This window comes from Mangrovicella endophytica (assembly GCF_002893625.1).
Lineage (GTDB): Bacteria > Pseudomonadota > Alphaproteobacteria > Rhizobiales > Rhizobiaceae > Mangrovicella > Mangrovicella endophytica.
On record NZ_PKMZ01000008.1, the window covers coordinates 26429 to 51992 of the forward strand.

General features: G+C 67.4%; 22 protein-coding genes. 18 read left to right on the forward strand and 4 right to left on the reverse strand.

The window, feature by feature from the left end:
- The first annotated feature begins 48 nt into the window (after positions 1-48).
- Positions 49-510: a tellurite resistance TerB family protein gene (locus tag C0R46_RS15710; RefSeq protein ID WP_102960614.1), complete on the forward strand. Its 462-nt coding sequence runs from the start codon at positions 49-51 to the stop codon at positions 508-510.
- 150 nt (positions 511-660) lie between these two features.
- Positions 661-1446: a glutamine amidotransferase gene (locus C0R46_RS15715; protein WP_102960615.1), complete on the forward strand. Its 786-nt coding sequence runs from the start codon at positions 661-663 to the stop codon at positions 1444-1446.
- 30 nt (positions 1447-1476) lie between these two features.
- On the opposite strand, the gene C0R46_RS15720 is transcribed toward C0R46_RS15715, so the two are convergent.
- Complete coding sequence (locus C0R46_RS15720; RefSeq protein ID WP_102960616.1) at positions 1477-2760, reverse strand: MFS transporter; 1284 nt, start codon at positions 2758-2760, stop codon at positions 1477-1479.
- Between the two features lie 661 nt (positions 2761-3421).
- Here C0R46_RS15720 and C0R46_RS15725 point away from each other — a divergent pair.
- The 4 genes from C0R46_RS15725 to C0R46_RS15740 all read left to right on the forward strand — a co-directional run bounded on the left by C0R46_RS15725 (position 3422) and on the right by C0R46_RS15740 (position 8561).
- Positions 3422-3949 carry an RNA polymerase sigma factor gene (locus tag C0R46_RS15725; RefSeq protein ID WP_102960617.1) on the forward strand — a complete coding sequence of 176 codons (528 nt, stop codon included), beginning with the start codon at positions 3422-3424 and terminating at the stop codon, positions 3947-3949.
- Positions 3950-4058: 109 nt separating this feature from the next.
- Positions 4059-5003, forward strand: coding sequence for a FecR family protein (locus C0R46_RS15730; RefSeq protein WP_102960618.1), 945 nt, complete (start codon positions 4059-4061; stop codon positions 5001-5003).
- 190 nt (positions 5004-5193) lie between these two features.
- Complete coding sequence (locus tag C0R46_RS15735; RefSeq protein WP_102960619.1) at positions 5194-7797, forward strand: TonB-dependent receptor; 2604 nt, start codon at positions 5194-5196, stop codon at positions 7795-7797.
- Between the two features lie 128 nt (positions 7798-7925).
- Entirely contained in the window at positions 7926-8561 is a 636-nt protein-coding gene (locus C0R46_RS15740) for a biliverdin-producing heme oxygenase (RefSeq protein WP_102960620.1), read from the forward strand.
- 158 nt (positions 8562-8719) lie between these two features.
- On the opposite strand, the gene C0R46_RS15745 is transcribed toward C0R46_RS15740, so the two are convergent.
- Complete coding sequence (locus C0R46_RS15745) at positions 8720-9508, reverse strand: fumarylacetoacetate hydrolase family protein (protein WP_102960621.1); 789 nt, start codon at positions 9506-9508, stop codon at positions 8720-8722.
- Positions 9509-10385: 877 nt separating this feature from the next.
- On the opposite strand from C0R46_RS15745, the gene kdpF reads away from it, so the two are divergent.
- The 8 genes from kdpF (at position 10386) to C0R46_RS21150 (ending at position 19043) form a co-directional block, all read left to right on the forward strand.
- Positions 10386-10475: a K(+)-transporting ATPase subunit F gene (gene kdpF, locus C0R46_RS15750; protein ID WP_102960622.1), complete on the forward strand. Its 90-nt coding sequence runs from the start codon at positions 10386-10388 to the stop codon at positions 10473-10475.
- Positions 10476-10500: 25 nt separating this feature from the next.
- On the forward strand, positions 10501-12204 hold the full coding sequence (gene kdpA / locus C0R46_RS15755; RefSeq protein ID WP_102960623.1) for a potassium-transporting ATPase subunit KdpA: 1704 nt from the start codon (positions 10501-10503) through the stop codon (positions 12202-12204).
- A 23-nt stretch (positions 12205-12227) separates the two neighbouring features.
- On the forward strand, positions 12228-12401 hold the full coding sequence (locus C0R46_RS20980) for a hypothetical protein (RefSeq protein WP_198598369.1): 174 nt from the start codon (positions 12228-12230) through the stop codon (positions 12399-12401).
- Positions 12402-12433: 32 nt separating this feature from the next.
- On the forward strand, positions 12434-14494 hold the full coding sequence (gene kdpB, locus C0R46_RS15760; protein ID WP_102960624.1) for a potassium-transporting ATPase subunit KdpB: 2061 nt from the start codon (positions 12434-12436) through the stop codon (positions 14492-14494).
- 11 nt (positions 14495-14505) lie between these two features.
- A complete protein-coding gene (gene kdpC / locus C0R46_RS15765) occupies positions 14506-15075 on the forward strand; it encodes a potassium-transporting ATPase subunit KdpC (protein WP_102960625.1) in 570 nt (189 codons plus the stop codon).
- Between the two features lie 20 nt (positions 15076-15095).
- Positions 15096-17837 carry a DUF4118 domain-containing protein gene (locus C0R46_RS15770; RefSeq protein WP_425349894.1) on the forward strand — a complete coding sequence of 914 codons (2742 nt, stop codon included), beginning with the start codon at positions 15096-15098 and terminating at the stop codon, positions 17835-17837.
- Complete coding sequence (locus C0R46_RS15775; protein WP_102960626.1) at positions 17834-18529, forward strand: response regulator transcription factor; 696 nt, start codon at positions 17834-17836, stop codon at positions 18527-18529. Before C0R46_RS15770 ends, C0R46_RS15775 begins: the two co-directional genes overlap by 4 nt.
- A 217-nt stretch (positions 18530-18746) precedes the next feature.
- The gene (locus tag C0R46_RS21150) at positions 18747-19043 is read left to right on the forward strand and encodes a PTS sugar transporter subunit IIA (RefSeq protein WP_245413621.1); all 297 of its coding nucleotides are present in this window, start codon (positions 18747-18749) and stop codon (positions 19041-19043) included.
- A gap of 41 nt (positions 19044-19084) precedes the next feature.
- On the opposite strand, the gene C0R46_RS15785 is transcribed toward C0R46_RS21150, so the two are convergent.
- Positions 19085-19546, reverse strand: coding sequence for an Lrp/AsnC family transcriptional regulator (locus tag C0R46_RS15785; protein ID WP_102960627.1), 462 nt, complete (start codon positions 19544-19546; stop codon positions 19085-19087).
- 104 nt (positions 19547-19650) lie between these two features.
- On the opposite strand from C0R46_RS15785, the gene C0R46_RS15790 reads away from it, so the two are divergent.
- Both C0R46_RS15790 and C0R46_RS15795 read left to right on the forward strand, forming a co-directional pair.
- Positions 19651-21147, forward strand: coding sequence for an aminotransferase class V-fold PLP-dependent enzyme (locus C0R46_RS15790; RefSeq protein WP_102960628.1), 1497 nt, complete (start codon positions 19651-19653; stop codon positions 21145-21147).
- A 179-nt stretch (positions 21148-21326) separates the two neighbouring features.
- Positions 21327-22151 (forward strand): GGDEF domain-containing protein, encoded by an 825-nt coding sequence (locus C0R46_RS15795; protein ID WP_102960629.1) that lies wholly within the window; start codon positions 21327-21329, stop codon positions 22149-22151.
- Positions 22152-22182: 31 nt separating this feature from the next.
- Here C0R46_RS15795 and C0R46_RS15800 read toward each other — a convergent pair whose 3' ends face one another.
- Complete coding sequence (locus C0R46_RS15800; RefSeq protein WP_102960630.1) at positions 22183-22605, reverse strand: MerR family transcriptional regulator; 423 nt, start codon at positions 22603-22605, stop codon at positions 22183-22185.
- A 66-nt stretch (positions 22606-22671) separates the two neighbouring features.
- Here C0R46_RS15800 and C0R46_RS15805 point away from each other — a divergent pair, with 66 nt between their 5' ends.
- On the forward strand, positions 22672-24972 hold the full coding sequence (locus C0R46_RS15805; RefSeq protein ID WP_280953025.1) for a heavy metal translocating P-type ATPase: 2301 nt from the start codon (positions 22672-22674) through the stop codon (positions 24970-24972).
- A 131-nt stretch (positions 24973-25103) separates the two neighbouring features.
- Positions 25104-25544 (forward strand): pyridoxamine 5'-phosphate oxidase family protein, encoded by a 441-nt coding sequence (locus C0R46_RS15810; protein ID WP_102960632.1) that lies wholly within the window; start codon positions 25104-25106, stop codon positions 25542-25544.
- The last annotated feature ends 20 nt before the right edge of the window (positions 25545-25564 follow it).

A 25564-nucleotide genomic window follows, 5' to 3' on the forward strand; every position in this document is an offset into this window, starting at 1 on the left:
AGATGGCGTGATCGCCGGCCCTGCCGCCTTGAGCCGAGATGGAGTGGCATGTTCGACAGTCTGAAGGACTTCCTGCGCTCGCTTGGTAACGAGAAGGCCGGCGATCTCGACGCCGACGACCCGCGCGTCGCCGCGGCGGCGCTGCTCTTCCATGTGAGCGAGGCCGACGGCATCGTCACCGACGCGGAGCGGCAGCGCCTGCGCACGCTGCTGGCCGACGAATTCGGCCTCGGGCCGAGCGAGACGGAAGCCGTTGCTGCGGCCGGGCAGGAGGCGGAGGCCGAAGCAGTCGATCTCTTCCGCTTCACCTCGGTGCTGAAGGCGCAGTTGGAGGAGGAGCGGCGTATCCGCTTCGTCGAACTCCTCTGGGCCATGACCTATGCCGATGGCCAAGTCCACGAGCTCGAAGACAATCTGATCTGGCGGATTGCCGAACTCCTCGGCGTCTCGACCCGCGACCGTATGACCATGAAGCACCGGGCCGCGGCGCGCTCAGCCGAGGCTGGCTGATACCCCGGCTTTTCACGGATCGGGTGCACATCCGCTTTTCTGCCGATTCTCGCGGCAAATCGGAGGCCGCCTTCTTTTTGACCTTGACGTGAGGGATTGTCGGGGCTCCGCTGATCCTCCCCCATTGCCCGACAGATCCGGTCTATCCCCATGCTCCGGCAGCCGTTCCTTCCCGTCGACAGTATCGCAGAGGCCGCTGAGCCGGAGCGTCGTTTCGTGCTGGATGCGGCATCCGATCCCCGCCCGGTGCTGATGGTGCTGCATCAGGAGCGCTCTTCGGCCGGACGCGTCGGCCAGCTCCTGCAGGCGCATGGCATTGCCATGGATATCCGCCGGCCCGTGCTGGGCGAGCCGCTGCCGGAGACGCTGGATGAGCATCGCGGCGCGGTGGTCTTCGGCGGCCCGCCCAGCGCCAACGATCCGGACGACTATCTGCGGCGGGAGGTCGATTGGCTGAAGGTGCCGCTCGCAGAAAACCGACCCTTCCTCGGCATCTGCCTCGGCGCCCAGATGCTGGTGCGCCAGCTCGGCGGCACGGTCGCACCGCATCCCGAAGGGCTGGTCGAGATCGGCTATTATCCCGTCCGTTCGACGGCGGCGGCCCGCACGCTGATGCCGCACTGGCCAGACATGGTCTATCAGTGGCACCGCGAAGGCTTCGATCTGCCGCGCGAGGCGGTGCTGCTCGTCGAGGGCGACCGCTTTCCGAACCAGGCCTTCCGTTACGGCGACAACGCCTATGGCGTCCAATTCCATGCCGAGCTGACCCTCGCCATGATGCATCGCTGGACCACCCGGGGCCATGAGCGACTTCTGCTGCCGGGCGCGCAGGGACGCCGCGCGCATTTCGACGGCCGGATGATCCACGATGCCGCGGTCAAGCGCTGGCTGGAGCAGTTCCTTGGCCTGATCTTCGGCCGCCCGGCCGCCGAATAGGACCGGGCGACTTCCTCCGAGAGGGTCGGCTCAGTGCCGGCCGGCTAGATGGCGCGCCTTGCGTAGGTCCGGGAACATCCGCGACCATGCCGCCGAGACCATGATCGTCGCGACGCCACCGATCACCACCGCCGGGACGGCGCCGATCAACCGCGCCATGGTGCCGGCGCGGAACTCGCCAAGCTCGTTCGACGCGCCGACGAACACCATGTTCACGGCGTTGACGCGCCCGCGCACCTCGTCCGGCGTCCACAGCTGCATCAGCGTTTCCCGGATATAGACGCTGATCATGTCGGAGGCCCCCATCAGGATGAGGGCGATCACCGACAGCCACGGCCATTGCGACAGGCCGAAGACCACGGTGAAGGCGCCGAACAGCGCCACGAAGGCGAACATCAGCGCCCCCGCATGGTCGCGCACGGGATGGGCGGCAAGCCAGAGCGCCGTGGCGATCGCGCCGATGCCGGGGCCTGCCCTCAGCATGCCGAGACCCCAGGGACCGACATGCAGGATGTCGCGGGCATAGACCGGCATCAGGGCGACGGCACCGCCGAGGAGAACCGCGAAGAGATCGAGCGAGATCGCGCCGAGCACCACCTTCTCCGACCAGATGTAGCGGAAGCCCGCCACGACGGTCGCAAGGCTCGCCGGCTCGCGCGAGCGCTCCTGCACCGGCGCCTCAACGGACAGGATCAGGAGCGCGGCGACGAGGAAGAAGACGATGCTGGTGCCATAGGCGACGAGCGGCGAGAGGCCGTAGAGGAGGCCGCCCGTCACCGGCCCGACGATGGCGGCGACCTGCCATGACGAGGAGTTCCAGGCAATCGCGTTGGCGAGCTCCGTCTTGGTGACGAGGTTGACCACCAGCGACTGCGAGGCCGGGCCGAAGAAGGCACGGGCGATGCCGAAGGCGACGAGGACGGCAAAGACCGGCAGCGGCGAGATCAGGCCGTGCCAGGTAAAGAGGAGCAGCGCCAGGGCGCCCAGCGCCTCGACGAAGATCGCCGCGCCCATGATCCGCCGGCGCGAGTAGCGGTCGGCGACGGCGCCGGTTACCAGCACCAGCAGCAGCGAGGGCAGGAATTGGCAGAGGCCGATGAGGCCGAGATCGAGCGGATCGCGCGTCAGGTCGTAGACCTGCCAGCCGACCGACACCACCACGATCTGGATGGCGAAGGTCGCGAGCAGCCGGCTGATCCAGTAGCGCAGGAAGCGCGGGTTGCGGAAGGCTGCAAAGCGATCCTCATCGGGGCTGCCGACCGGGCCTGCTGTGGCGGCCGGCGCATCGGCCTCGGCATCGGTATCTGACGTCATGAACCTGTCTGCCTCTCCTCCCGTCGCGCCTCGCCTGCCGACCTTCCAGGCCGTTCATGGCCGTGAGGGGTCATCGATCGGGCACGCAGCAGATGGTCCTGGTCCATCGGCCGAGCCGCCGTCAGCGATACAACGGAAACAAACCTTCGTGGCCGGCACCCGGTGCGCTCCGCGCCGGGATGCGGGCTGATGCAAGGCCTGCTCGCATGCTCGCCCCGGCAGGGCCGAACGTGTTGCCGGGCGGGGGAGCGTAGCGGCCGGGCAGGGGTGGCAACGCTGCCGAAGGGCCGCGCAGCCGCGTCTTAGCCGGCGAAGGCGTCCAGATCAACGCGGGTGGTCTGCCAGAGAGACGCGACGGGGCGCTGGGTGGGTGTATCCGGCGTTCGAAGGCCGGCGCTGTCGTAGCTGTGCAACAGGGCAGCGGCAAATGGAGCTGAAGCCCTTGCGTGAAGCATGCGAGCGCTCACAAGGCGTCGCCAAGCTAAGTCCGTGATTCATGGACGAAAGCAGGGGCTTCCCAAGCCAGCCGCCACCCTCTCGGTCGCGGCGATTTAGAGTTGATCTAAACTGTTAGAGTTGCACGCTTTTCCGGCTTTCTCTATCGCTGGGGCAACGCTGCTGCGGCAGCTATCTCGATCCAGCATCCTTGGCCCAGGGTTCCATGACGACGGCGATCACGCAGCCTGACGACGACCTCGTCTCCAGCTATCTGCGTCACCTCAAGACGCTGACGCGCGCGCTCCGCCGGCGCACCGGTTCGCAGGATCTGGCGGAAGAGGCGCTGCAGGAAACCTGGTTCCGGTTGGCGAGGCTCGGACCATCGGCCGAGCCGGTCCGAGACAGCCAGGCGCTGATCCTGCGCATTGCCGGCAATATCGCGACCGACATCATTCGGCGCGAGACGCGCCTCTCCTCCCGCCATGTCAGCGACGAGGCAATCCTGGCCGCGATCGCGGACAGTGTTCCCTCGCCCGAAGTCGTTGCCATCGATCGCGACGAACTGCGCCGGCTGGTCGCCGTGCTCGCCGAACTATCGGAGAAGGCGCGGGCGGTGCTGCTGATGAGCCGCTGCGACGAGCTTCCCTACATCGTCATCGGGAAGCGGCTCGGTATTTCCGAGAGCATGGTGACGAAATACATGGCGCAGGCGCTGCGCCATTGCCGCGACCGCTGCCGCACGCTGGCCTGATATTCTCCTGCGACTGTTGCTCAGCCCGTCTTTGATCGTCTTGAGGAGAGGTGGCACGGCTGCGCCTTGAGGTGGTGTATACGGGCCTTGGCAGGGGCGGCATGGCATCATGGGGCATAGCGACGAGGAGGACGCCAGGCGGCGCCTGAGCGACGAGGCGATTGACTGGCTGGTGCTGCTGAAGTCGGGCCGGGCCACCGATGCCGATCGTCGCGCGTGGCAGGATTGGCGGGTCCGCAGCGCGGCCCATGAAGAGGCCGCTGCGGAGGCGGAAGCCCTCTGGGAGGGCGTCGGTATCGCCGGGACCAGGCTCAGAACGAAGGAACGCCGCGCCAAGGTGACCCGCCGCACGGTGCTCGGCGGCGGTGCTGCGGCGATCGCCGGCATCGGGCTGGTGCAGTCCGGCGTCATCGGTCCGCAGCTGTTTGCCCAGCATGTCACCGCCGTTGGCGAGCGGCGCAGCGTCGCGCTGCCGGATGGGTCCACAGCGCTGATGAATGCCGACACGGCGCTTTCGACCGAATTCACCGCTACACGTCGCGGACTGCGGCTGTTCCAGGGCCAAGCGCTCTTTACCGTAGCCTCGGATTTTGAGCGGCCCTTCGTCGTTGCGGCCGCCGGCGGCGAGACCCGGGCCGTCGGCACCGTCTTCGAGGTCGATATCCGGCCGAGTCAGGTCGCCGTGACCGTTGTGGACGGCCAGGTCGAGGTCACAGCCGCGGCGGGAGGGGCTGATCGCGTCCGCGCCGATGCCGACCAGCGCGTCCGCTACCGCGAAGGAGCTCTGTTCGGCGGCACTGAGACAGTCGATGCGGCGCTGGAGACGGCATGGCAGAGCGGCAAGCTGATCTTCAACCGTCGGCCGCTGGGCGACGTGATCACCGATATCGAGCGTTACCGCGAAGGCCGGATCCTCATCCTGGATCCGTCGCTGCGAAGCCTCGAAGTCACCGGGGTTTTTGCCGTGGACGAGCCGGAGGCGATGCTGGCCACGCTCGAGGCGACCCTGCCGGTGCGGGTGACGCAAATGCCGCTTTTGACCCTCATCCGCTAAGACGCGCGCGCGGAACCTCCGACCAGCGCCTCATAACGAGGCTTCTTCAGAACGGTTCCACGTATCTGCGATTTTTTCTAAGCCCTGACTGTCGGCGCGCCCGCCCGGCGTCGTCTTCGGAAATGAGGGCCCAGCAAGTCCACCGCCAGCCACGTCCTCATCTCCGCGTAGCGTCAGACGGGCAGGTACCATGCGACAGACGAGTTCGAGGCCGGCACAGGGCAGGATTCCCGGCCGGTCGATCAAGGCAGTGTGGCTCGGCTCGGCTGCGCTGGGGCTCGCGCTCGCAGCCCTGCCGATTTTAGTCGGGACGGCAGCGGCGCAGACGGTTGCCGGCACCGGTGGCCTGTCCCTCGACATTCCTTCGCAAGACCTCGGCCGGGCGCTGACGGTCTTTGCCGATCGGGCCGGTCTGCGGCTGCTCGTGCCGTCCGACCTCGTCGCCGGCCGCCGCAGCCCGGCGCTGGCCGGCACATACACGCGCGGCCAAGCGCTCGACCGGCTCCTTGCCGGCAGCAACCTCTCCTACGGCATCAGCGGCTCGACGATCACGATCAGCGGGCCGTCGGCCAGCGAGGCCGCAGCTCTGGCATCGGCCGGCGATGGCACGATCGTTCTCGACGTCGTCAATGTGCTGGGAGACCGCACGGCCGCGGCCGACGCTCCCTATTCACGCCCCGACTCCTCGGCCCATATCGATGCCGAGCAGCTCGCGCGCGTGCCGGCGACATCCGTCGGCGACGTCTTCAAGTCGACACCCGGCGTCATCTCCGCTGGGAATCGCGTGGGCGCCTCGCTCGACGTCAATATCCGCGGCCTGCAGGGCCAGAACCGCGTCGCCGTGCTCGTTGACGGCACGCAGCAGAGCGGCGGCACCTATCGCGGTTATCGCGGCGCCCGCAGCGAAGTCTATGTCGATCCGGACTTCCTCGGCGGCATCGACATCACCAAGGGGCCGTCCGGCGGAGCCGGCGGGGTCGGCGCCATGGGCGGCGTCGTCAACCTGCGCACGATCGACGCGGCCGACGTGGTGAAGCCCGGCCAGACCTTTGGCGCGCTCGTGAAGGGCAGTCTCGGCAGCAACACCGACAGTCCGCCGGACGCCGGCACCCTGGAGATGCGGGACGACCGTCCCGGCTTCATCAATGGCGAGGCGTGGTCCGGCAGCGCCGCGGTGGCCGTGACTGAGGAGAACTACGACCTCGTCGCGGGCGTGTCGCGGCGCAAGGCCGGCAACTACTATGCCGGCAAGAAGGGAAGCGCGACCTTCTACGACGATCGGGCGCCGTTCTCGACGCCGTTCGATCGTCCGCTGTCCCCCTTCGGGCCCGGCGAGGAGGTGTTCAACACCTCGCAGGACGTGACGTCCTTCCTGACCAAGGGAACCGTTCGCTGGGGCGATGGGCAGTCGCTGAAACTCGGCTACACCTTCTACGACAACGAGTACGGCGAGAATTACGAGACGCTGCTGAACTTCGCGCTGCCCTCCGTGCCGGGCGGATTCACGCTTCCGGCGGAGCAGTACGATCTCAGCCATACCCGCACGCACACCTTCACGTCCGAGTACAAGTTCGATCCGAGCGACAGCGACCTTATCGACCTGACGGCACATCTATGGGCGAGCGAGCTCAGCTCCCGCAGTGGACCGGTCGAACTGCTGCTGGCGCAGCCAGGCTTGCTCGGCGACACAGACGTGCGCAGCTATGGCGGCGACGTCTCGAACACGTCCTTCGTGGATACCGCCGTCGGCAGCCTGACCGTCACCAATGGCGCGGAGTTCGTGCTGGAGCGGGCGCGCGGCGATGCGACCGTGATCGTCTATGACTGGGGCGATGTGCAGCCGCTGAGCTTCAATCCCAATGGTGATCGCGACCTCGTCAGCGTCTTCAACCAGTCGAAGCTCGACATCACCAGCTGGCTGACGCTCGGCGGCGGCCTCCGCTACGATCACTATTCGTCGCATGGAACGGGCGAGACCGCAGACTTTGCCGCCGACAAGAGCGGCAGCCGCGTCAACCCGCAGGTGAACGTCACCGTCACGCCCTTCGACGGCGTGCAGCTCTTCGGATCCTATGTCGAGGGGTGGCGGCCGCCGAGCCTGCGCGAGACGACGGCGATGGGCTTCGGCGGGCTCGTGGTCAATCCCGACCTCGATCCGGAGACGTCGAAGAACTTCGAGTTCGGCATCAACGTCTCGCGCGACGACCTGATCACCGCCGGGGACACGGCACGATTCAAGGCGGTCCGCTTCGACAACAACTACGACGACTACATCATCCGCTACCGCCGCCCCGACTTCGTCTACAGCTGGACGAATATCGACGAGGCGTCGTTCCGCGGCTACGAACTGTCGGCCTCCTACGATGCCGGCTATGCCTTCGTGGAGGCGGCCTATACGCGCTACGACGACGTGAAGTTCTGCAACGACGAGGTCTGCGGCCCCGAGGTGGCGGCCACCGACTACGGCATCATGACGATACCGCCGAAATATACCGCGACCCTGACCGGCGGCGTGCGCCTGTTCGAGCGCAAGCTGACGCTCGGCGGACGCGCCTATATGATCGGCGAGCGCTTCGGCGGCTATGATCTGGCGCCCGGCGCGGTGAACCCGCCGACCTATTGGGCGAAGGAGACGATCTTCGACGTCTTTGGCAGCTACAAGTTCACCGACGATGTCTCGCTCGATGCCAGCGTCGAAAATATCGGCGACCGCTACTATCTCGACCCGCTCGCCTCCGGCCTGGTGCCGGCGCCGGGGCGCACCTTCCGCGCCAACATGTCGCTGAAGTTCTAGAAGACCGACTGCGCCCATGCGAGAAGTCCGAAATGAGCGGTGTGCCGGATCGCTTGCGATACCGTCCGGCCCACCCGACATGCGATCACGGCGCAATGCCGCCAGACCTTTGGATGCCGAGACCCATCATGACCGAAACAGTAGCGCCCGAGACGCCCGTCGCCGCCGAGCCGAGCCGCACCAAGCGGCTGAAGGCCCTGACGCACGCGACGCATGAGCGGCTCGACCAGTCGATCATGGCCGGCAAGCCCTTTGCCGAGCGCCGGCGCTACGGCCTGTTCCTCCAAGTGCAGCAGCAGTTCCACCGCGACATCGAAGCGCTCTATGCCGATCCCGAGCTCGACGGGCTGCTGCCGAATCTTGCCGATCGCAGCCGGCTGCGGGCCATCGAGCAGGATCTCGCCGATCTTGGCGTCCCTACGCCCGCCAAGGCCGCTGCGCCCGCCTTTGCCGCGGGACACATCGACCTGCCGACGGCGCTCGGCTGGCTCTATGTGGCGGAAGGCTCCAACCTCGGCGCGGCCTTCCTCCTGAAGGCCGCGGCGGCGCTCGGCCTTTCCGAAGAGTTCGGCGCCCGTCATCTTGCCGCGGCGCCCGAGGGGCGCGGCCTAAACTGGCGGACCTTCACCGCGGCACTGGACGGGCTGGCCCTGTCACCCGCCGAGGAGGAGCGAGTCACGGCCGGTGCCACGGCGGCGTTCCGGCGGGTTCAGGGTCTTGTCGATACGATCTTCGGCCCGTCGGCGGACACGCGTGCTGCCTAACGACTGCAGGACTATCGGCGGCGCGACTCTGCTCTGATAGAGGGTCCTGCGGCAGCTTCGCTCGAGCGTCGGCCATGGCGTTCCGGCGCGCCTTCGGAGCGTCCGGTCGATAAACGGCAGATGTTTGACTGCGGCTTTGAAGCAGCCGGGCACCGCCTTCAGACGAAGCTGCAGGCAACCCGGCCGAGGGCGGCAAAGTCCACCTCCAGACGCTGACCCGGCAGCACCTGGAGAACCGGCATGCAGGAGCCGGTGGCGACGATGTCGCCGGTGGCGAGGCCGCGCTTCTGGCGCAGGAGTTCGGCCGCGAGCCAGGTAAGCGCATCGAGCGCCTGGTCCATCGCTGATGCGACCGAGGCGAAGGCGACCGGATGGCCGTCGAGGCGTGCTTCGACCGTTCCGGCCGCGGTACCGCTGCCGAGGCCCTGGATCGTCGCAGGCGGCGTCTGTGGACCGACGAGAGTGGCGACATGCCAGGCATAGTCCGCGATGGCACCGATGCGCGAGGCGCAAGCGTCTGTCGTGCGCCGCCCGAGAAGGCCGATGCCGGGATGGCAGGCGAGGATGGCGCTTCGCGCATCCTCCCGTTCGATGCGGCCGCTCTGTCCGGGCAGGATCGGCGCGCCCAGCGTGAAGACGAGCTCGCACTGTGCGCCGATGACGCCGCGCGGCAGACGGAACGGGCGATCGTCGGCGCCTTCGTAGCCCCCGAGTGGAATGGTGCCGAAGATCGGCCGGTCGAGGCCGAGGCTTCGCGCCGCGGCGGGGGCAGCCCCGACGATCGTATAGCCGACCGCGTCGGGCGCATACGCAGCGTCGGCGGCCGACTGCACCGCGACGGCCTCGGCGACGCTGGCCAACTGATCCAGCGGCAGGGGAGAGGGTCGGCCAACCGTGCGGTTCAGCGCGAGTTGGCCCGCAAGGGCCTGGATGTGATCGGAGAGCATGGGCGTCATCGTTCCTGACGCACAGAGGATGCTGACCGACCGAACCGTCCGTCAAATTAAAAGATGCCTATAGCCGCGTCCCTATATCAGCGGGTGACATTCCTATGCTGAATTTAGGCGACTGAACCTCAAGCAGCTTCGAAATCAAATCTCTGGATCGTTACGTTGGGACGGTGGTTCGTCGGTATCCCGAGGCGGAGATCGGCGTTCATCTTTAGAACCGTCCTCGAGATCATCCGTCATGAACACGCTTGTTCATCGTTTTCTATCCCAGCACGTACCGCAGGCAACGGACGCAGACGCCAGCATCGAACCAACCGCTCGCGTCAAGTCAGGGGAGCGGCGGTGGTCACACGCTGAAGCTGCGGCCTCGCCGCGCGCCGCGGCGGATCGGCTCGCGACGCCGTATCGGGGGGCCGAACAATCTCACCAGTAGGAAGAGTGCGGACGCCGAGGCTCGCTTCGGCGGACCTCATGTCCGCCGATGATCTAATTCGCCTCGTCCGCAGCCCGCGGGCGGGCCTTCTCGAGCGTAATCGGGGCTGATCACGACCGCCGTTCGTTACGCCGGACTGCCGCGTCTCCGAATGCCGTTTCCATATAGCATTTTTATATCCCGGGCCGCCGGCCCGTCTCGAACCCCTATGCGGTTCGCGCTCATATTTCCTGCCGAACTTGCCCCACGATCGGTCGTGCCATTCCGGCGTCGGCCGCTCGACGTCGTCCCGTCGGCAGATGCCGTTCGGCCGCCCGGGGCAAGCAAGCCTAAGCAGGAGCTGCAGATGGACATCATTCTACTTGCGTTGGGCATCGTCTTCTTTGCGGCGATGTTCCTTTACATCAACGCATGCGACGCGCTCTGACCGGGAGCCGATCCATGCTTCTCGATTACGTCCTCGGCGGTGCGGTGTCGGTGTTCATCACCGGCTACCTGATCTATGCCCTCGTCCGCCCCGAGCGGTTCTGACCCGGCCATTCTGGGAACAACGACCATGACTCTCAACGGCTGGATCCAGATCCTCGTCTTCTGCGGGATCATCCTTCTCATCGTGAAGCCGCTTGGCGGCTACATGACCCGCGTCTTCAATGGCGAGCGCACGCTCCTGTCGCCGGTGCTCAGGCCTTTTGAGCGCGGCCTCTACCGCCTCTCTGGCACGAGCGAGGCGACCGAGCAGCATTGGACGACCTATGCGGCGGCGATGCTGTTCTTCAACCTCGCCGGCTTCATCCTTCTCTACGCGCTGCAGCGCCTGCAGGGCGGCTTGCCGTTCAACCCGACCGGCATGGCGGCGGTGCCGCCGGAGCTCGCCTTCAACACCGCCGTCAGCTTCGTCACCAACACCAACTGGCAGAACTACGGCGGCGAAAGCACCATGTCGTATCTGACCCAGATGGCCGGGCTGACGGTGCAGAACTTCCTGTCGGCCGCGACCGGCATCGCCATCGCCATCGCGTTGATCCGCGCCTTCTCGCGCCGGTCGATGCAGACGCTCGGCAACTTCTGGGTCGATATGACCCGTTCGATCTTCTACATCCTCCTGCCGGCCTGCATCGTCCTGACGCTCGTCTATGTCTTCCTCGGCGTGCCGCAGACGCTCGGACCCTCGGTGGTCGCAACGACGCTCGAAGGCGCCCAGCAGACGATCGCCGTCGGCCCGGTGGCCTCGCAGCTCGCCATCAAGATGCTCGGCACCAATGGCGGCGGTTTCTTCAACGCCAACTCCGCCCACCCGTTCGAGAACCCGGACGCCATCTCCAACTTCATCCAGATGGTGTCGATCTTCGCGGTCGGCGCGGCGCTCACCAACGTCTTCGGGCGCATGGTGGGCAACCAGAAGCAGGGCTGGGCGATCCTCGCCGCGATGGGCGTCCTCTTCATTGTCGGCGTCGCGGTCTGCTACTGGGCCGAGGCCTCCGGCAACCCGCTCGTCCAGGCTCTCGGCCTTTCCGGCGGCAACATGGAAGGCAAGGAGGTCCGCTTCGGCATCGCGACTTCGGCGCTGTTCGCGGTGATCACCACGGCCGCCTCCTGCGGCGCGGTGATTGCGATGCATGACAGCTTCACCGCGCTCGGCGGCATGATCCCGCTGATCAACATGATGCTCGGCGAGATCATCGTGGGCGGCGTCGGCGCCGGCTTCTACGGCATCCTGCTCTTCGTCGTCGTGGCGATCTTCGTCGCCGGCCTCATGGTCGGGCGCACGCCGGAATATCTCGGCAAGAAGATCGAGGCCAAGGAGGTGAAGATGGCGATGCTGGCGGTTCTCTGCCTGCCGCTGGCGATGCTCGGCTTCAGCGCCTTCGCCACGGTGCTGCCGAGCGCCGTCGCCTCGGTCGCCAATGCCGGCCCGCACGGCTTTGCCGAGATTCTCTACGCCTATACGTCGGGCGCGGCGAACAACGGCTCGGCCTTTGGCGGCCTCACCGGCAATACGCCCTGGTACAATGTGACGCTCGGCCTCGCGATGCTGATGGGGCGCTTCCTCGTCATCATCCCGGCCATGGCGATCGCCGGCTCGCTCGTCGCCAAGAAGACAGTGCCGGAATCGGCCGGCACCTTCCCGACGCATGGTCCGCTCTTCGTCGGGCTGCTGGTCGGTGTCATCCTCATCGTCGGCGGCCTGACCTTCTTCCCGGCGCTCGCGCTCGGTCCGATCGTCGAGCACCTCGCGATGGTCAGTGGGCAGACCTTCTGAGCGAAGGTCTGCACGCCACTCCCATGTCCATCCGGCGGAGCCGCATCCGTCACATCGCCAACTCCCGCTCCGCCTTTACGGAGCGGGGCACGGCGGAGCCGCCAAAGGCGTCCGGGATCATCGTCGCGATGACGCTCGGGATCGCCGCCCTGGTGCTTGCCGCCAAGCTTCTCACCGCAGTGTTCGCGGCCGCCTGACCGCCCAACACGGACACACGCTGGAGTTCTTCATGAGCCCGTCCAAACGCCAGAGCATGCTCGGCGCGTCCATTCTCGTTCCCGCCATCGGGGAATCCTTCCGCAAGCTCGATCCGCGCAGCCTTGCCCGCAACCCCGTCATGTTCGTCGTGGCGGTGGTGTCGCTCTTGACCAGCGTCCTCCTCCTCAAGGACGCCGTCACCGGCGGCGGCAATCTCGGCTTCTCCCTCCAGATCGTTCTCTGGCTGTGGTTCACCGTGCTCTTTGCCAACTTCGCGGAAGCCGTCGCCGAGGGACGCGGCAAGGCGCAGGCGGAATCGCTGCGCCGCACCCGCACCGAGACGCAGGCCAAGCTTCTCACCAACGGCGGCGGCAACGACTACAAGCTCGTGCCGGGCAACAGCCTGAAGGTCGGCAGCGTCGTCCTCGTCGAGGCCGGCGACATCATCCCCTCCGACGGCGAGGTGATCGAGGGCGTCGCCTCCGTCAACGAGGCGGCGATCACCGGCGAATCGGCACCGGTGATCCGCGAATCCGGCGGCGACCGATCGGCCGTCACCGGCGGCACACAGGTCCTGTCCGACTGGATCCGCGTGCGCATCACCGCCGCGGCCGGCTCGACCTTCATCGACAAGATGATCGCGCTCGTCGAAGGCGCCGAGCGTCAGAAGACGCCGAACGAGATCGCCCTCAACATCCTTCTCGCCGGCATGACGCTGATCTTCGTGCTCGCCACGATCAGCATTCCGAGCTTTGCAACCTATGCCGGCGGCTCCATTCCGGTGATCGTGCTGGTGGCGCTGTTCGTGACGCTGATCCCGACGACGATCGGCGCCCTCCTTTCGGCCATTGGCATCGCCGGCATGGACCGCCTGGTGCGCTTCAACGTGCTGGCCATGTCCGGCCGGGCGGTGGAAGCTGCGGGCGACGTCGACACGCTGCTGCTCGACAAGACCGGCACGATCACCCTTGGCAACCGCCAGGCGAGCGAGTTCCGTGCCGTGGCCGGCGTCAGCGACCAGGAGCTTGCCGACGCCGCACAGCTCGCCTCGCTCGCCGACGAAACGCCGGAGGGCCGCTCGATCGTGGTGCTGGCGAAGGAGAAATACGCCATCCGCGCCCGCGACATGGCCGGCCTCAACGCGAGTTTCGTGCCCTTCACCGCGCAGAGCCGGATGAGCGGTGTCGACATCGACGGCTCCACCATCCGCAAGGGCGCCGTGGACGCCGTGCTGAAGCATGTCGAGGCGAGCGGCTCGGGGCAGGGCGGGGCCGAGAGCGTGCGGCAGGTGCGCGCCATCTCGGACGAGATCGCCAAGGCCGGCGGCACGCCGCTCGCCGTCGCCAAGAACGGTCGGCTGCTTGGCGTCATCCACCTCAAGGACATCGTGAAGGGCGGCATCCGCGACCGCTTCGCGGAACTGCGCCGCATGGGCATCCGCACAGTGATGATCACCGGCGACAACCCGATGACCGCGGCAGCGATCGCTGCCGAGGCCGGGGTCGACGATTTCCTCGCCCAGGCGACCCCTGAGAACAAGCTGACGCTGATCCGCGAGGAGCAGGGCAAGGGCAAGCTCGTCGCCATGTGCGGCGACGGCACCAACGACGCGCCGGCGCTGGCGCAGGCCGATGTCGGCGTCGCCATGAACACCGGCACGGTCGCCGCGCGAGAGGCCGGCAACATGGTCGATCTCGACTCGGATCCGACCAAGCTCATCGAGATCGTCGAGATCGGCAAGCAGCTCCTGATGACGCGCGGCGCTCTGACGACCTTCTCGATCGCCAACGACATCGCCAAGTACTTCGCCATCATCCCGGCGATGTTCCTGGCCTTCTACCCGCAGCTCTCCGCCCTCAACGTCATGGGCCTGCAGACGCCGCAGAGCGCCATCCTGTCGGCGATCATCTTCAACGCGCTGATCATCGTGGCGCTGATCCCGCTCTCGCTGCGCGGCGTCAAATACCGCGCCGTCGGCGCCGGCGCGCTGCTCACCCGCAACATCCTCATCTACGGCCTCGGCGGCATCATCGTCCCGTTCATCGGGATCAAGGTCATCGACATGGCCATCACGGCCATCGGCCTCGCTTGAAGGACACCATAATGCTCAAGGAAATCCGTCCCGCGATCGTCATGATCGTCGTCCTCACCGTCCTCACCGGTCTCATCTATCCCCTCGGGATGACCGGGGTCGCGCGGGCGCTCCTGCCGCATCAGGCCAATGGCAGCCTGGTCGAGCGGAACGGCCAGGTCGTCGGCTCCAAACTGATCGGCCAGGCCTTCGCCGGCGAGACCTACTTCCACGGCCGTCCGTCGGCCGCGGGCGACGGCTACAACGCCTCCAGCTCGAGCGGCTCCAATCTCGGGCCGACCAATCCGAAGCTGATCGATCGCATCCGCACCGACGCCGAGACGTTGCGCGCCGAGAACCCGGATGCGCCGGTGCCGATGGACCTCGTCACCACGTCCGGCAGCGGCCTCGACCCGCATATCTCCCCGGACGCGGCCTATTTCCAGGTGCCGCGCGTCGCCAAGGCGCGGGGCATGGACGAAGCCGCCGTCCGCCAGATCGTCGATGCACATGTCGAGCCGCGCGAACTCGGCGTCTTCGGCGAGCCGGTGGTCAACGTGCTGGCGCTCAATCTGGCACTCGACGGCGCCATTCGCGGCTGATCTAGCTAACCGGAGCGCTTATGAGCGCTCCGGCAATTTCCGACGGGGACGATGCAGTGCCTGACGACGGTCAACGAGAAGACGGCAGGCCTTCGCCGGAGGCGCTGCTGGACGGTGCCGCCCGCGAGGGGCGTGGCCGGCTGAAAATCTTCCTCGGCGCGGCACCCGGCGTCGGCAAGACCTACGAGATGCTGATGTCCGGCCGCGCCCGCAAGGCGGATGGCGTCGATGTCGTGATCGGGGTGGTGGAGACGCACGGACGGAAGGAGACGCAAGCGCTTCTCGACGGTTTCGAGATCATCCCGCGCGTCAAAGTCGACTACCGCGACCACCTCCTCGAGGAGATGGACATTGATGCGGTTCTCGCCCGTCACCCGACACTGGTGCTGGTCGACGAGCTCGCCCACACCAACGCGCCCGGCAGCCGCCACCCGAAGCGCTATCTCGACGTCGAGGAGCTGCTGGCCCGCGGTATCGACGTCTACACGACGCTCAACATCCAGCATGTCGAGAGCCTGAACGATGTCGTCGCGCAGATCACCCGCATCCGGGTGCGCGAGACCGTGCCGGATTCGATCATCGACCGTGCCGACGACATCGAGATCATCGACATCACGCCGGACGATCTGATCAAGCGGCTGCACCAGGGCAAGGTCTACATGCCGCGCACGGCGGAGCGGGCGGTGCAGAACTACTTCTCGCCGAGCAACCTGACGGCGCTGCGCGAGCTGGCGCTGCGCCGCACCGCCCAGCGGGTCGACGACCAGCTCGTCAGCCACATGCAGGCCCATGCCATCTCCGGCCCCTGGGCGGCGGGCGAGCGGGTGCTCGTCTGCGTCGACGAACGGCCGGGCGGCACCAGCCTGGTGCGCTATGGCCGGCGGCAGGCTGACCGCCTGCGCGCGCCCTGGGCGGCGCTCTATATCGAGGGCGGCCGGGCGGCCCGGCTGTCGGAGGCCGAGAAGGACAGGATCGCCGCAACGCTGCGCCTTGCCGAGCAGCTCGGCGCCGAGGCTGTGACGCTGCCCGGCCAGAACCCGGCGCAGGAGATCCTCCGCTATGCCGCGGCCAACAACTACACGCACATCATCGTCGGCAAGCCGAACCGGCCGCGCTGGCGCGAGTTCTTCGAGGGCTCCGTCTCGCATGATCTGATCCGCCATGCCGGCGACATCAGCGTGCATGTGATCTCGCCGAGCGCCACAGCGGAGGCGGCCGGACGGCGGCCGGACACGGCGGCGGCGCCGCGCCGCGTCGATCCCGTGCCTTATGCCTGGGCCGTCGCCTATGTCGCGGCGGCGGTTGCTATCGGCACGGTGCTGTCGCGCTTCCTCGACGTGCGCAACATCGCGCTGGTCTTCCTGATGGCGGTACTGACCTCGGCTGTCGGCCATGGTCTATGGCCGGCCCTGTTTGCCTCCGTCGCCGGCGCCTTCGCCTTCAACTTCTTCTTCCTGCAGCCGCTCTATACGCTTGATATCGGCGATCCCGAGAGCGCGGTGGCGCTCGCCTTCTTCCTCGGCGTCGCCGTGATCGCCAGCAATCTCGCGGCGACGGTGCAGCGGCAGGCGGCCGCCGCCCGCCAGCGCGCCCGCACGACGGAGGGGCTTTACCTCTTCAGCAAGAAGCTGTCCGGCGCCGGGACACTGGAGGACGTGCTCTGGGCCAGCGTCTACCAGATCGCCTCGATGCTGCAGGTGCGGGTCGTGCTGCTGCTGCCGGAGGACGGGACGATCGCGGTGAAGGCCGGTTACCCGCCGGACGACACGCTGGACGATGCCGACATTGCCGCGGCGCACTGGGCCTGGGAGCACGACCGGCCGGCGGGGCGGGGGGCGAATACGCTGCCCGGCGCCAAGCGCCTCTACCTGCCGCTGAAGACGGGCCGCACCCGGGTCGGCGTTGCCGGGCTCGACAACGACCGGCAGGGGCCGGTGCTGACCCCCGAGCAGCAGCGCCTGTTCGATTCACTCGCCGACCAGGCGGCGCTCGCGATCGAGCGCATCCAGCTCGTCGCCGATGTCGACAATGCGCGGCTTGCCGCCGAGGCGGACCGGCTGCGCTCGGCGCTGCTGACCTCGATTTCGCACGATCTGAAGACGCCGCTCGCCTCCATCCTCGGGGCGGCCGGCACGCTGAAAGACTATTCGGCCTCGCTGCCCGAAGCCGACCGGTCGGAGCTCCTGTCGACAGTGGTGGACGAATCGGAGCGGCTGAACCGCTTCATCGCCAACCTCCTCGACATGACGCGGCTGGAATCGGGCGCCACCGACGCGTCCGCCTCGCCGCATTTCGTCGGCGACATCGTCGGCAGCGCGCTGCGCCGGGCAGCGAAGATCCTGGCGCGGCACAAGGTGGTCGTCGCGGTGCCGGAAGACCTGCCGATGGTGAAGCTCGATCCGGTGCTCTTCGAGCAGGTGCTGTTCAACCTTTTCGACAATGCCGGCAAATACGCGCCGGCGGGGTCGGAGATCTGCATCCGCGCCTCGACGGACGGGGCAACCGTGACGCTGCAGGTGATCGACGAGGGACCAGGCATTCCGCCGGCCGATCTCGCCCGCGTCTTCGACAGCTTCTACCGTGTCCGCAAAACGGATCAGGTCCAGGCCGGCACCGGGCTCGGCCTGTCGATCTGCAAGGGCTTCGTCGAGGCGATGGGCGGCCGGATCACGGCGGGCAATCGGGAGGACAGGTCCGGCGCGATCTTCGCCATGACCTTTCCGGTGGCCGCCGCACTGTCGAAACTGGAAGGCCGATCATGAGCACATCGAGCGTCAAGGTCCTCGTCGTCGACGACGAGCCGCCGATCCGCAAGCTGCTGCGGGTCGGGCTGACCACGGAAGGCTACGAGGTGACCGAAGCCGAGAACGCCGCGGCGGCGGATGCCGCCGTCGCTGCGGCGGCACCGGACCTCATCCTGCTCGACCTCGGGCTGCCCGACGTCTCCGGCCATGACCTCTTGGCGCGCTGGCGGGGCGAGGGGCTGGACCTGCCGATCCTGATCCTCTCCAGCCGGACCGACGAGACCGGGATCGTTAAGGCGCTCGAGCTTGGCGCCGACGACTATGTGACGAAGCCCTTCGGCATGCGCGAACTGGCCGCCCGCATCCGGGTGGCGCTGCGCCACAAGCTGCAGCAGCAGGGCGAGCGGCCGGTGTTCCAGACCGGCGAGCTTTCCGTCGACCTCGTCAAGCGGATCGTCAGGGTCGCGGACAAGGAGGTGAAGCTCTCGCCGAAGGAATACGACATCCTGCGGCTGCTGGTTCAGCACGCCGGCAAGGTGCTGACCCACCAGTACATGCTGAAACAGGTCTGGGGGGGCTCGACCGACGTGCAGTATCTGCGCGTCTATGTGCGCCAGTTGCGCCAGAAGATCGAGCGCTTGGCTGACCAGCCGCAATATATCCTCACCGAGACGGGCGTCGGCTATCGGCTGCGGGAAGCGGATCAGTAGAGATCCGCGATCTTCCCCGATCACGTGACATGAATTTGAGCAAGCCCATGATCCTCACCGAGGCCTTCCGGCCGGATGCCGTCCTTCTCGACCTTTCCGTCCAGACCAAGGCGCGGCTGCTGCAATTGCTGGCCCATCAGGCGGCGGTGCGGCTGAACTGCCGGAGACGGATATCCATGCCGCGCTTGCCAATCGTGAGCGGCTCGGATCGACGGGCATCGGTGCCGGCGTCGCGCTGCCCCATGCCGGCGTCGAGGGCGTCACGGCGCCGTTCGGGTTCATGGCGGTGCTGCGCAAGGCGATCGACTTCCAGTCCGTCGACGAAATCCCGGTCGATGTTGTCTTCCTCGTCCTGACGCCGCCGGGACGAACGAGCGAGCACCTGAGGCTGCTGGCCTGCATCGCCCGCAAGGTGCGGTCCGAGGCGTTCCTGACGGCGCTGCGCGCTGCAACCGTCCCGGCGGCCGCGCACGATCTGCTGATGAAGGACGAGACGGCCGGACCGGCGGCCTGACGCAAGGGGGTACCGCCGGGATCCGCCAGGCGGTGGTCCGCTCAGAACACGATCGGCCGGTTCTCGGCGATCGCTTCCATGGCGAAATAGGAGGTGACCGTCTCGAGCTCCAGCTTGTCGATCAGGCGCTGGTAGACTTGGTCATAGCTGTTCATGTCGTGGGTCACGATCTTCAGGAGATAGTCGTAGTCGCCGCCGATCCGGTAGAAGTCGATCACATCCGGGATGGACGTGACATGGGCGCGAAAGCGCTTCAGCCACTCGGCCGAGTGGTTGCGGGTGCGGATCATGGCAAAGACCACGAGCCCCAGCCCGACCTCCTGCCGGGCGATGCGCGCGGTGTGGCCCGTGATGATGCCACGCTCCTCCAGGAGCTTCACGCGGCGCCAGGTGGCATTCTGCGACAGGCCGATCTTCTCGGCGAGATCACGCTGCGACTGGCTGGAATCCCGCTGCAGCTCCTGCAGGATGTGTTCGTCGATCTGATCGATTTTTGGCGTCATCCCTCTATCAAACACCCAGATACAAGCCTCGCAACAGCGAAGTTTGCGAGAAAAACCCTTTGGCCTTTCGCTACGATCGCGCAACAGGCAGGCGGGGAGCAACGATGGGCAAGTTTGAGACCTTCCGCGACGCGATCCGGCGTGGAAACGTCATCGGCGGACTGCGCGACGGGCTGATCGGCGACGGTGTCGCGTTCGACACAGCGTTCGGCGAGCGCAGGCTCCTCTATGCCGACTATGTCGCTTCGGGCCGGGCGCTGCGTCAGGTGGAGGATTTCATCCAGACCGAGGTGCTGCCCTTCTACGCCAACAGCCACACCGAGGCCTCCTTCTGCGGCGGCACCATGACGCGCCTGCGCGAAGAGGCCCGCCACACGGTGATGGCGCTGCTCGGCTGCGGAGAGGACTGCCACGTCGTCTTCACCGGCTCCGGCGCCACCAGCGGCATCAACCGCATTGTCAATCTTCTCGGCATCCCTGCGCGCGTTGCCGCCGGACAGCGCGTCACCGTTCTCGTCGGCCCTTACGAGCACCACTCCAACCTCCTGCCGTGGCGCGAAAGCGGCGCCGCGATGGTGGAGATCCCCGAGGCGGCCGAGGGCGGTCCGTGCCTCCAGGCGCTGGAAGCCGCGCTCCAGGAAGCCGAGGGCTGCGACCTCGTTGTCGGCACCTTCTCGGCGGCCTCCAACGTCACGGGCATCCTGACCGATCCCGATCCGGTGACGCGGCTCCTGAAGCAGTACGGGGCGCTGTCGATCTGGGACTATGCCTGCGGCGCGCCCTACCTGCCGATGACCATGGGCGAGGGCGAGACGGCCAAGGACGCGATCGTCTTCTCGCCGCACAAGTTCCCCGGTGGCCCCGGCGCGACCGGGATCATGGCGATCCGCGACACGGTGGTGCAGCGGCAGACGCCGACGATGCCGGGCGGCGGCTCGGTCTCCTTCGTCTCGCCCTGGGGTCACGAATACAGCCGCCGCGTCGAGGCGCGCGAGGAGGCCGGCACACCGAACGTCGTCGGCGACATCCGGGCAGTGCTCGCCCTCCTAGTGAAGGATGCCGTCGGCTGCGACGCCATCATGGCGCGCGAGGCTGTCCTTCGGGACAAGGCGACGAAGGCCTGGGGCGCGGTGCCGCAGATCCGTCTGCTCGGCCAGCGTCCCGGCGCCGAGGCCCTGCCGATCTTCTCCTTCCAGATCCGCAGCTCCGACGGCGGACTGGTGCATCACCAGCTCGTCACCCGCATGCTGAGCGACGTCTTCGGCGTGCAGGCGCGTGGCGGCTGCGCCTGCGCCGGTCCCTATGCGCACCGGCTGCTCGACATCGACGAGACGATGTCCGACGCGCTGTTCGGGCGCCTGGCCGCCGGCCATGAGACGGAGAAGCCGGGCTGGGTGCGGCTGAACTTCAGCTATCTCCACTCGGATGCGCAGGCAGACCGGATCATCGCGGCGGTGGCGCTGCTGGCGCGCCATGCCGAGGCTCTGGCCGGCCAGTACAGCGTGGATCCCGCAACCGCGCGCTTCCGCCCGCGGCCGGATGCCAGCCTTGCGGCGGTACCCGCGCTAGCCGGCGCTTCCGGCTGGAGATCGGCCGCCTGAACCCGTCGCCAGTCGCGCCCGCGATCCGCCTGGATGGCGAGAAGGGCCGCTCACTTGCCTCCGGCGCAACCGCGCCGCGTCATCACATGCTTCATCATGTCGCTGCCGGCGCAGACCCTTCCTAAGACCTCGTTGCCCTAGCCTGTCCCTCGCAGCGTCAGGAAGGTGCGTGATCGCTCATGATGAAGAGGGCTGCTTCGCTCGTCGCAAACATGTTCCGCGGCGAGATCCGCTCCGAGCGCGAGCTGGCGTGGAACGTCGTGCGCATCGTCGCCTGCGTCGTTGTCGCCGCCGATCTCCTCGATGCGGGCATCAACCTTTTGACCCAGCCCGACCGGGTCTTACCCTCGCTGATCCAGACCAGCTTCACCGCCGGCGTCATGGCAGCAGCCTTCGGCTACTGGCTGTCGCGCGCCAATCTCAGACTGTTCCAGACCAAATTCCAGCTGGAGGTTCTGAGCCGCGTCGACGCCCAGACGGGTCTGATGAACCGGCGGACCTTCATTGAGGCGAGCGAGCGGCAGATCGCCGACGGCGCGGCAACCGTGCTGATCGTCGCCGACATCGACCGCTTCAAGCAGATCAACGATCGCTTCGGCCATCCGGTCGGCGATGTCGTCATCGCAGGCGTCGGCGAAGCGCTGGCGGCCTGCTTCCCCAACCCGCATCTGACGGGCCGTATCGGCGGGGAGGAGTTCGCCGTGCTCTTCGTCGGCGGCACCGCCGATAAGGCGCATGAGGAGACGGAGGGCTTGCGCAGGCGCGTCGCGGCCGCGAACATGGTGGCCGCGGACCCATCCTTTCACGTCACGATCAGCGCCGGGCTGTGCGAGCTGGCCTCCCGCGCCACTCTGGCGGAAAGCTACGCGGCGGCGGACAATGCGCTCTATTGCGCCAAGCATCTCGGCCGCAACCGCGTGGTCGAGGCCGGCGATCCGCTGGTGCGGCGGCTGGACGGCGTGCGTCGTGCCCTGTCGAGCGGGCAGGGCCTGCAGGCGCCCTGAGAGCCTCGAACCAGCTGCCACATGAAGGCTGCTAGATCAGGCGGCCGTGGGAGTGGCTTTCGTTGGCCAGCGTCTCGATCACCTGGCAGTCGGCGACGCGGCCGGTGGCGCAGTGCTCCACCATGCGGGTCAGCTCCGCCTGCAGCGCCTTCAGCTTGGCGATCCGGCGCTCGACTTCATGGAGGTGGGCCTTCGCAATGGCATCCGCCGCCGCGCAGGATTGCCCCGGATTGTCCTGCAGCGACAGGAGCGTGCGGATGGCATCCACCTCGAAGCCGAGCTCGCGTGCATGCCGGATGAAGGCGAGGCGCTTGAGGTCGGCCTCGCTGTAAAGCCGGCGCTGGCTCTCTGTACGGGCGGGCGCCGGCAGGAGTCCGATCGTCTCGTAATAGCGGATGGTGGGCACCTTCACGCCGCTGTGGCGGGCGGCCTCGCCGATGGGCACGTCCTGCATTTTCTTGCTTGCTCCTCTAGTCGCTAGAGGATGTACCGGTTGGGCGGACAAGACAAGGAGTCCGCCTTGACCGAGCCTCTCAGCCGCAGCCGCTTTGCCATTGGCGGCATGGATTGCGCCTCCTGCGCCACCAAGATCGACACCGCCGTTCGCCGCCTTCCCGGCGTCAACGATGCCCGCGTTTCCGTCGCCGCGGGCACGCTGAGCGTCGAGCACGCGCCGACGGCGGACCTCGCTGCCCTGCAGAGGCAGGTGGTCCGGCTCGGCTACACGATCGCGCCGATCGCCGGCCGGCCTTCGGGCCCCGGCGCTGCAGCCGGCCAGGCTCATGAACATAAGCATGAGCATGGCGCCGGCTGTCATGGCGATCATGGTCATGAGCACAGTCACGCGCATGGCGACGATCACGATCATGGCCATGGCGACGGCGGTGCACACCGCCATGCCGAGACCAGCGCCGGCACGCCGGCGGGCTTGCACGGACACGACCACGGTCCCATGACCGGCCCCTGGTGGCGTTCGCCCAAGGCGCAGCTGACGATTGCCAGCGGCCTTGCCCTGGTCGCCGCCTATGCCGTCGGGCTGATGCTGCCACAGGTGCAGGAATGGGCCTTCGTGGTCGCCATGCTGGTCGGACTGGTGCCGATCGCCCGCCGTGCCCTTGCTGCCGCCTTTGCCGGAACGCCCTTCTCCATCGAGATGCTGATGACCATCGCGGCGATCGGCGCCGTGATCATCGGCGCGGGCGAAGAGGGCGCGGCGGTCGTCTTCCTGTTCCTGGTCGGCGAGCTCCTGGAGGGTGTCGCCGCCAGCCGAGCACGGGCCAGCATCCAGAGCCTGACGACGCTGGTGCCGAAGTCGGTGCGTCTCGAAGACCCAAGCGGCGTCACGGAGGTGCCGGCGGAGAGCGTCAGCCCCGGGCAGGTGATCGTGGTGCGGCCGGGCGACCGGATCGGCGCCGACGGCGTCATCGTCGAGGGCGACAGCACGATCAACGAGGCGCCGGTGACCGGCGAAAGCACGCCGGTCGCCAAGGGGCCGGGCGCCAGCGTCTTTGCCGGTACGATCAATGCCGACGCCGTGCTGCGGGTGCGCGTCACCGCTGCCGCTGAGGATAACACGATCGCCCGCGTGGTCCGGCTCGTCGAGGAGGCGCAGGAAACCAAGGCGCCGACCGAGCGCTTTATCGACCGCTTCTCGCGCTATTACACGCCGGGCGTCGTTGCGGTCGCGCTGCTGATCGCCATCGTGCCGCCGCTCGTCCTTGGCGGCGCCTGGTCGGACTGGATCTACAAGGGTCTGGCGATCCTCCTGATCGGCTGCCCCTGCGCGCTGGTGATCTCGACGCCGGCGGCCATCGCTGCCGCCCTGTCGGCCGGCGCACGCCGCGGCCTCCTGATGAAGGGCGGCGCCGTCCTGGAGGACGTCGGCAAGATTACCGCCATCGCCATGGACAAGACGGGCACCCTGACGGCCGGCGCGCCGGTGGTGACCGACATCGTCGGCATCGACCGGACCGAGCGCGAGGTGCTGGCGAGCGCTGCGGCGCTGGAGGCGGGATCGAGCCATCCGCTGGCAATCGCGATCCTCGCCCGTGCCAAGGCCGATGCGGTGGCGGTGCCGCAGGCCGAGGGCGCCAAGGCGGTTCCGGGCAAGGGCCTGTCCGGCACAGTCGGCGGTCGGTCGCTCTTCCTCGGCTCGCCGAAGGCCGCCACCGAGCGTGCCACGCTCGGCTCCGATGCGGGCGCCGCGCTCTCCGCGCTGATCGAGGCCGGCAAGTCGGTCTCGGTGCTGCTGATCGACGATGCGGTTGCGGGCTTCATCGCCATGCGCGACGAGCCCCGGCCGGATGCCGTGGCCGGCGTCGCGGCGTTGAAATCCGCCGGCGTCACGCCGATCATGTTGACGGGCGACAATGCCCGCACCGCCGCCGCCGTCGGCGAGATGCTCGGCATGGAAGTGCGCGCCGAACTGTTGCCTGAGGACAAGCAGCGCATCGTGCGCGAGCTTCAGGCCAAGGGCGAGACCGTCGGCAAGGTCGGCGACGGCATCAACGACGCGCCGGCGCTCGCGGCCGCCCATGTCGGCATCGCCATGGGTGGCGGCACCGACGTGGCGCTGGAGACCGCCGACGCTGCCGTGCTGCATGGCCGCGTCCTAGATCTCGCCGGGATGGTGAGACTGTCGCGCGACGCCATGCGCAACATCCACCAGAACATCGCCATCGCACTCGGGCTGAAGGCGGTGTTCCTGGTCACCACCGTGCTCGGCGTCACCGGACTGTGGCCGGCGATCCTGGCCGATACCGGCGCCACTGTGCTGGTCACCGCCAATGCGATGCGGCTGCTCGCCTGGAAACCCCGCTGAGGGCGCGGTACGTCGGATGCAGTCTTCGAGTTTTCTTCGGAAAACTGGCTCCGGCACGGCGCCGTGATGGATCGTTCCGGCGGGTCGGCGGTTCCCTGCGGGATTGATTGATCCCTCAGAGGAGCAGTGTAGTGAGCAGCATGACGTTGGCCGACCTCGCCAAGAAGATGAAGGGCATCGATATCGCGATGCTGACGACGAAGACGGAAGGCGGCGAGCTCGCCGGCCGCCCGATGAGCACCAATGGCGATGTCGAATATGACGGCGACAGCTGGTTCTTCTCGTCGGACGACTCGAACGGCGTGCAGGAGATCAAACGCGACCCGAAGGTGGCGCTCTCCTTTTCCGGCCCCAAGAGCCTGCTCGGGGCGCCCGGCATCTTCGTTGCCGTCGAGGGTCGTGCGGAGTTGATCTACGACCGCTTGGTGATGGAAGAGCACTGGGTAAAGGACGTCGAGCGCTATTTTCCCGAGGGACTCGACACACCCGGGATCGTCCTCATCAAGGTACATGCGACGCGCGTCCACTACTGGGATGGCGATGACGAGGGCGAGGTCGCCGTCCGCGCCTGAGCGCTAGGCTGCAAGCTCAA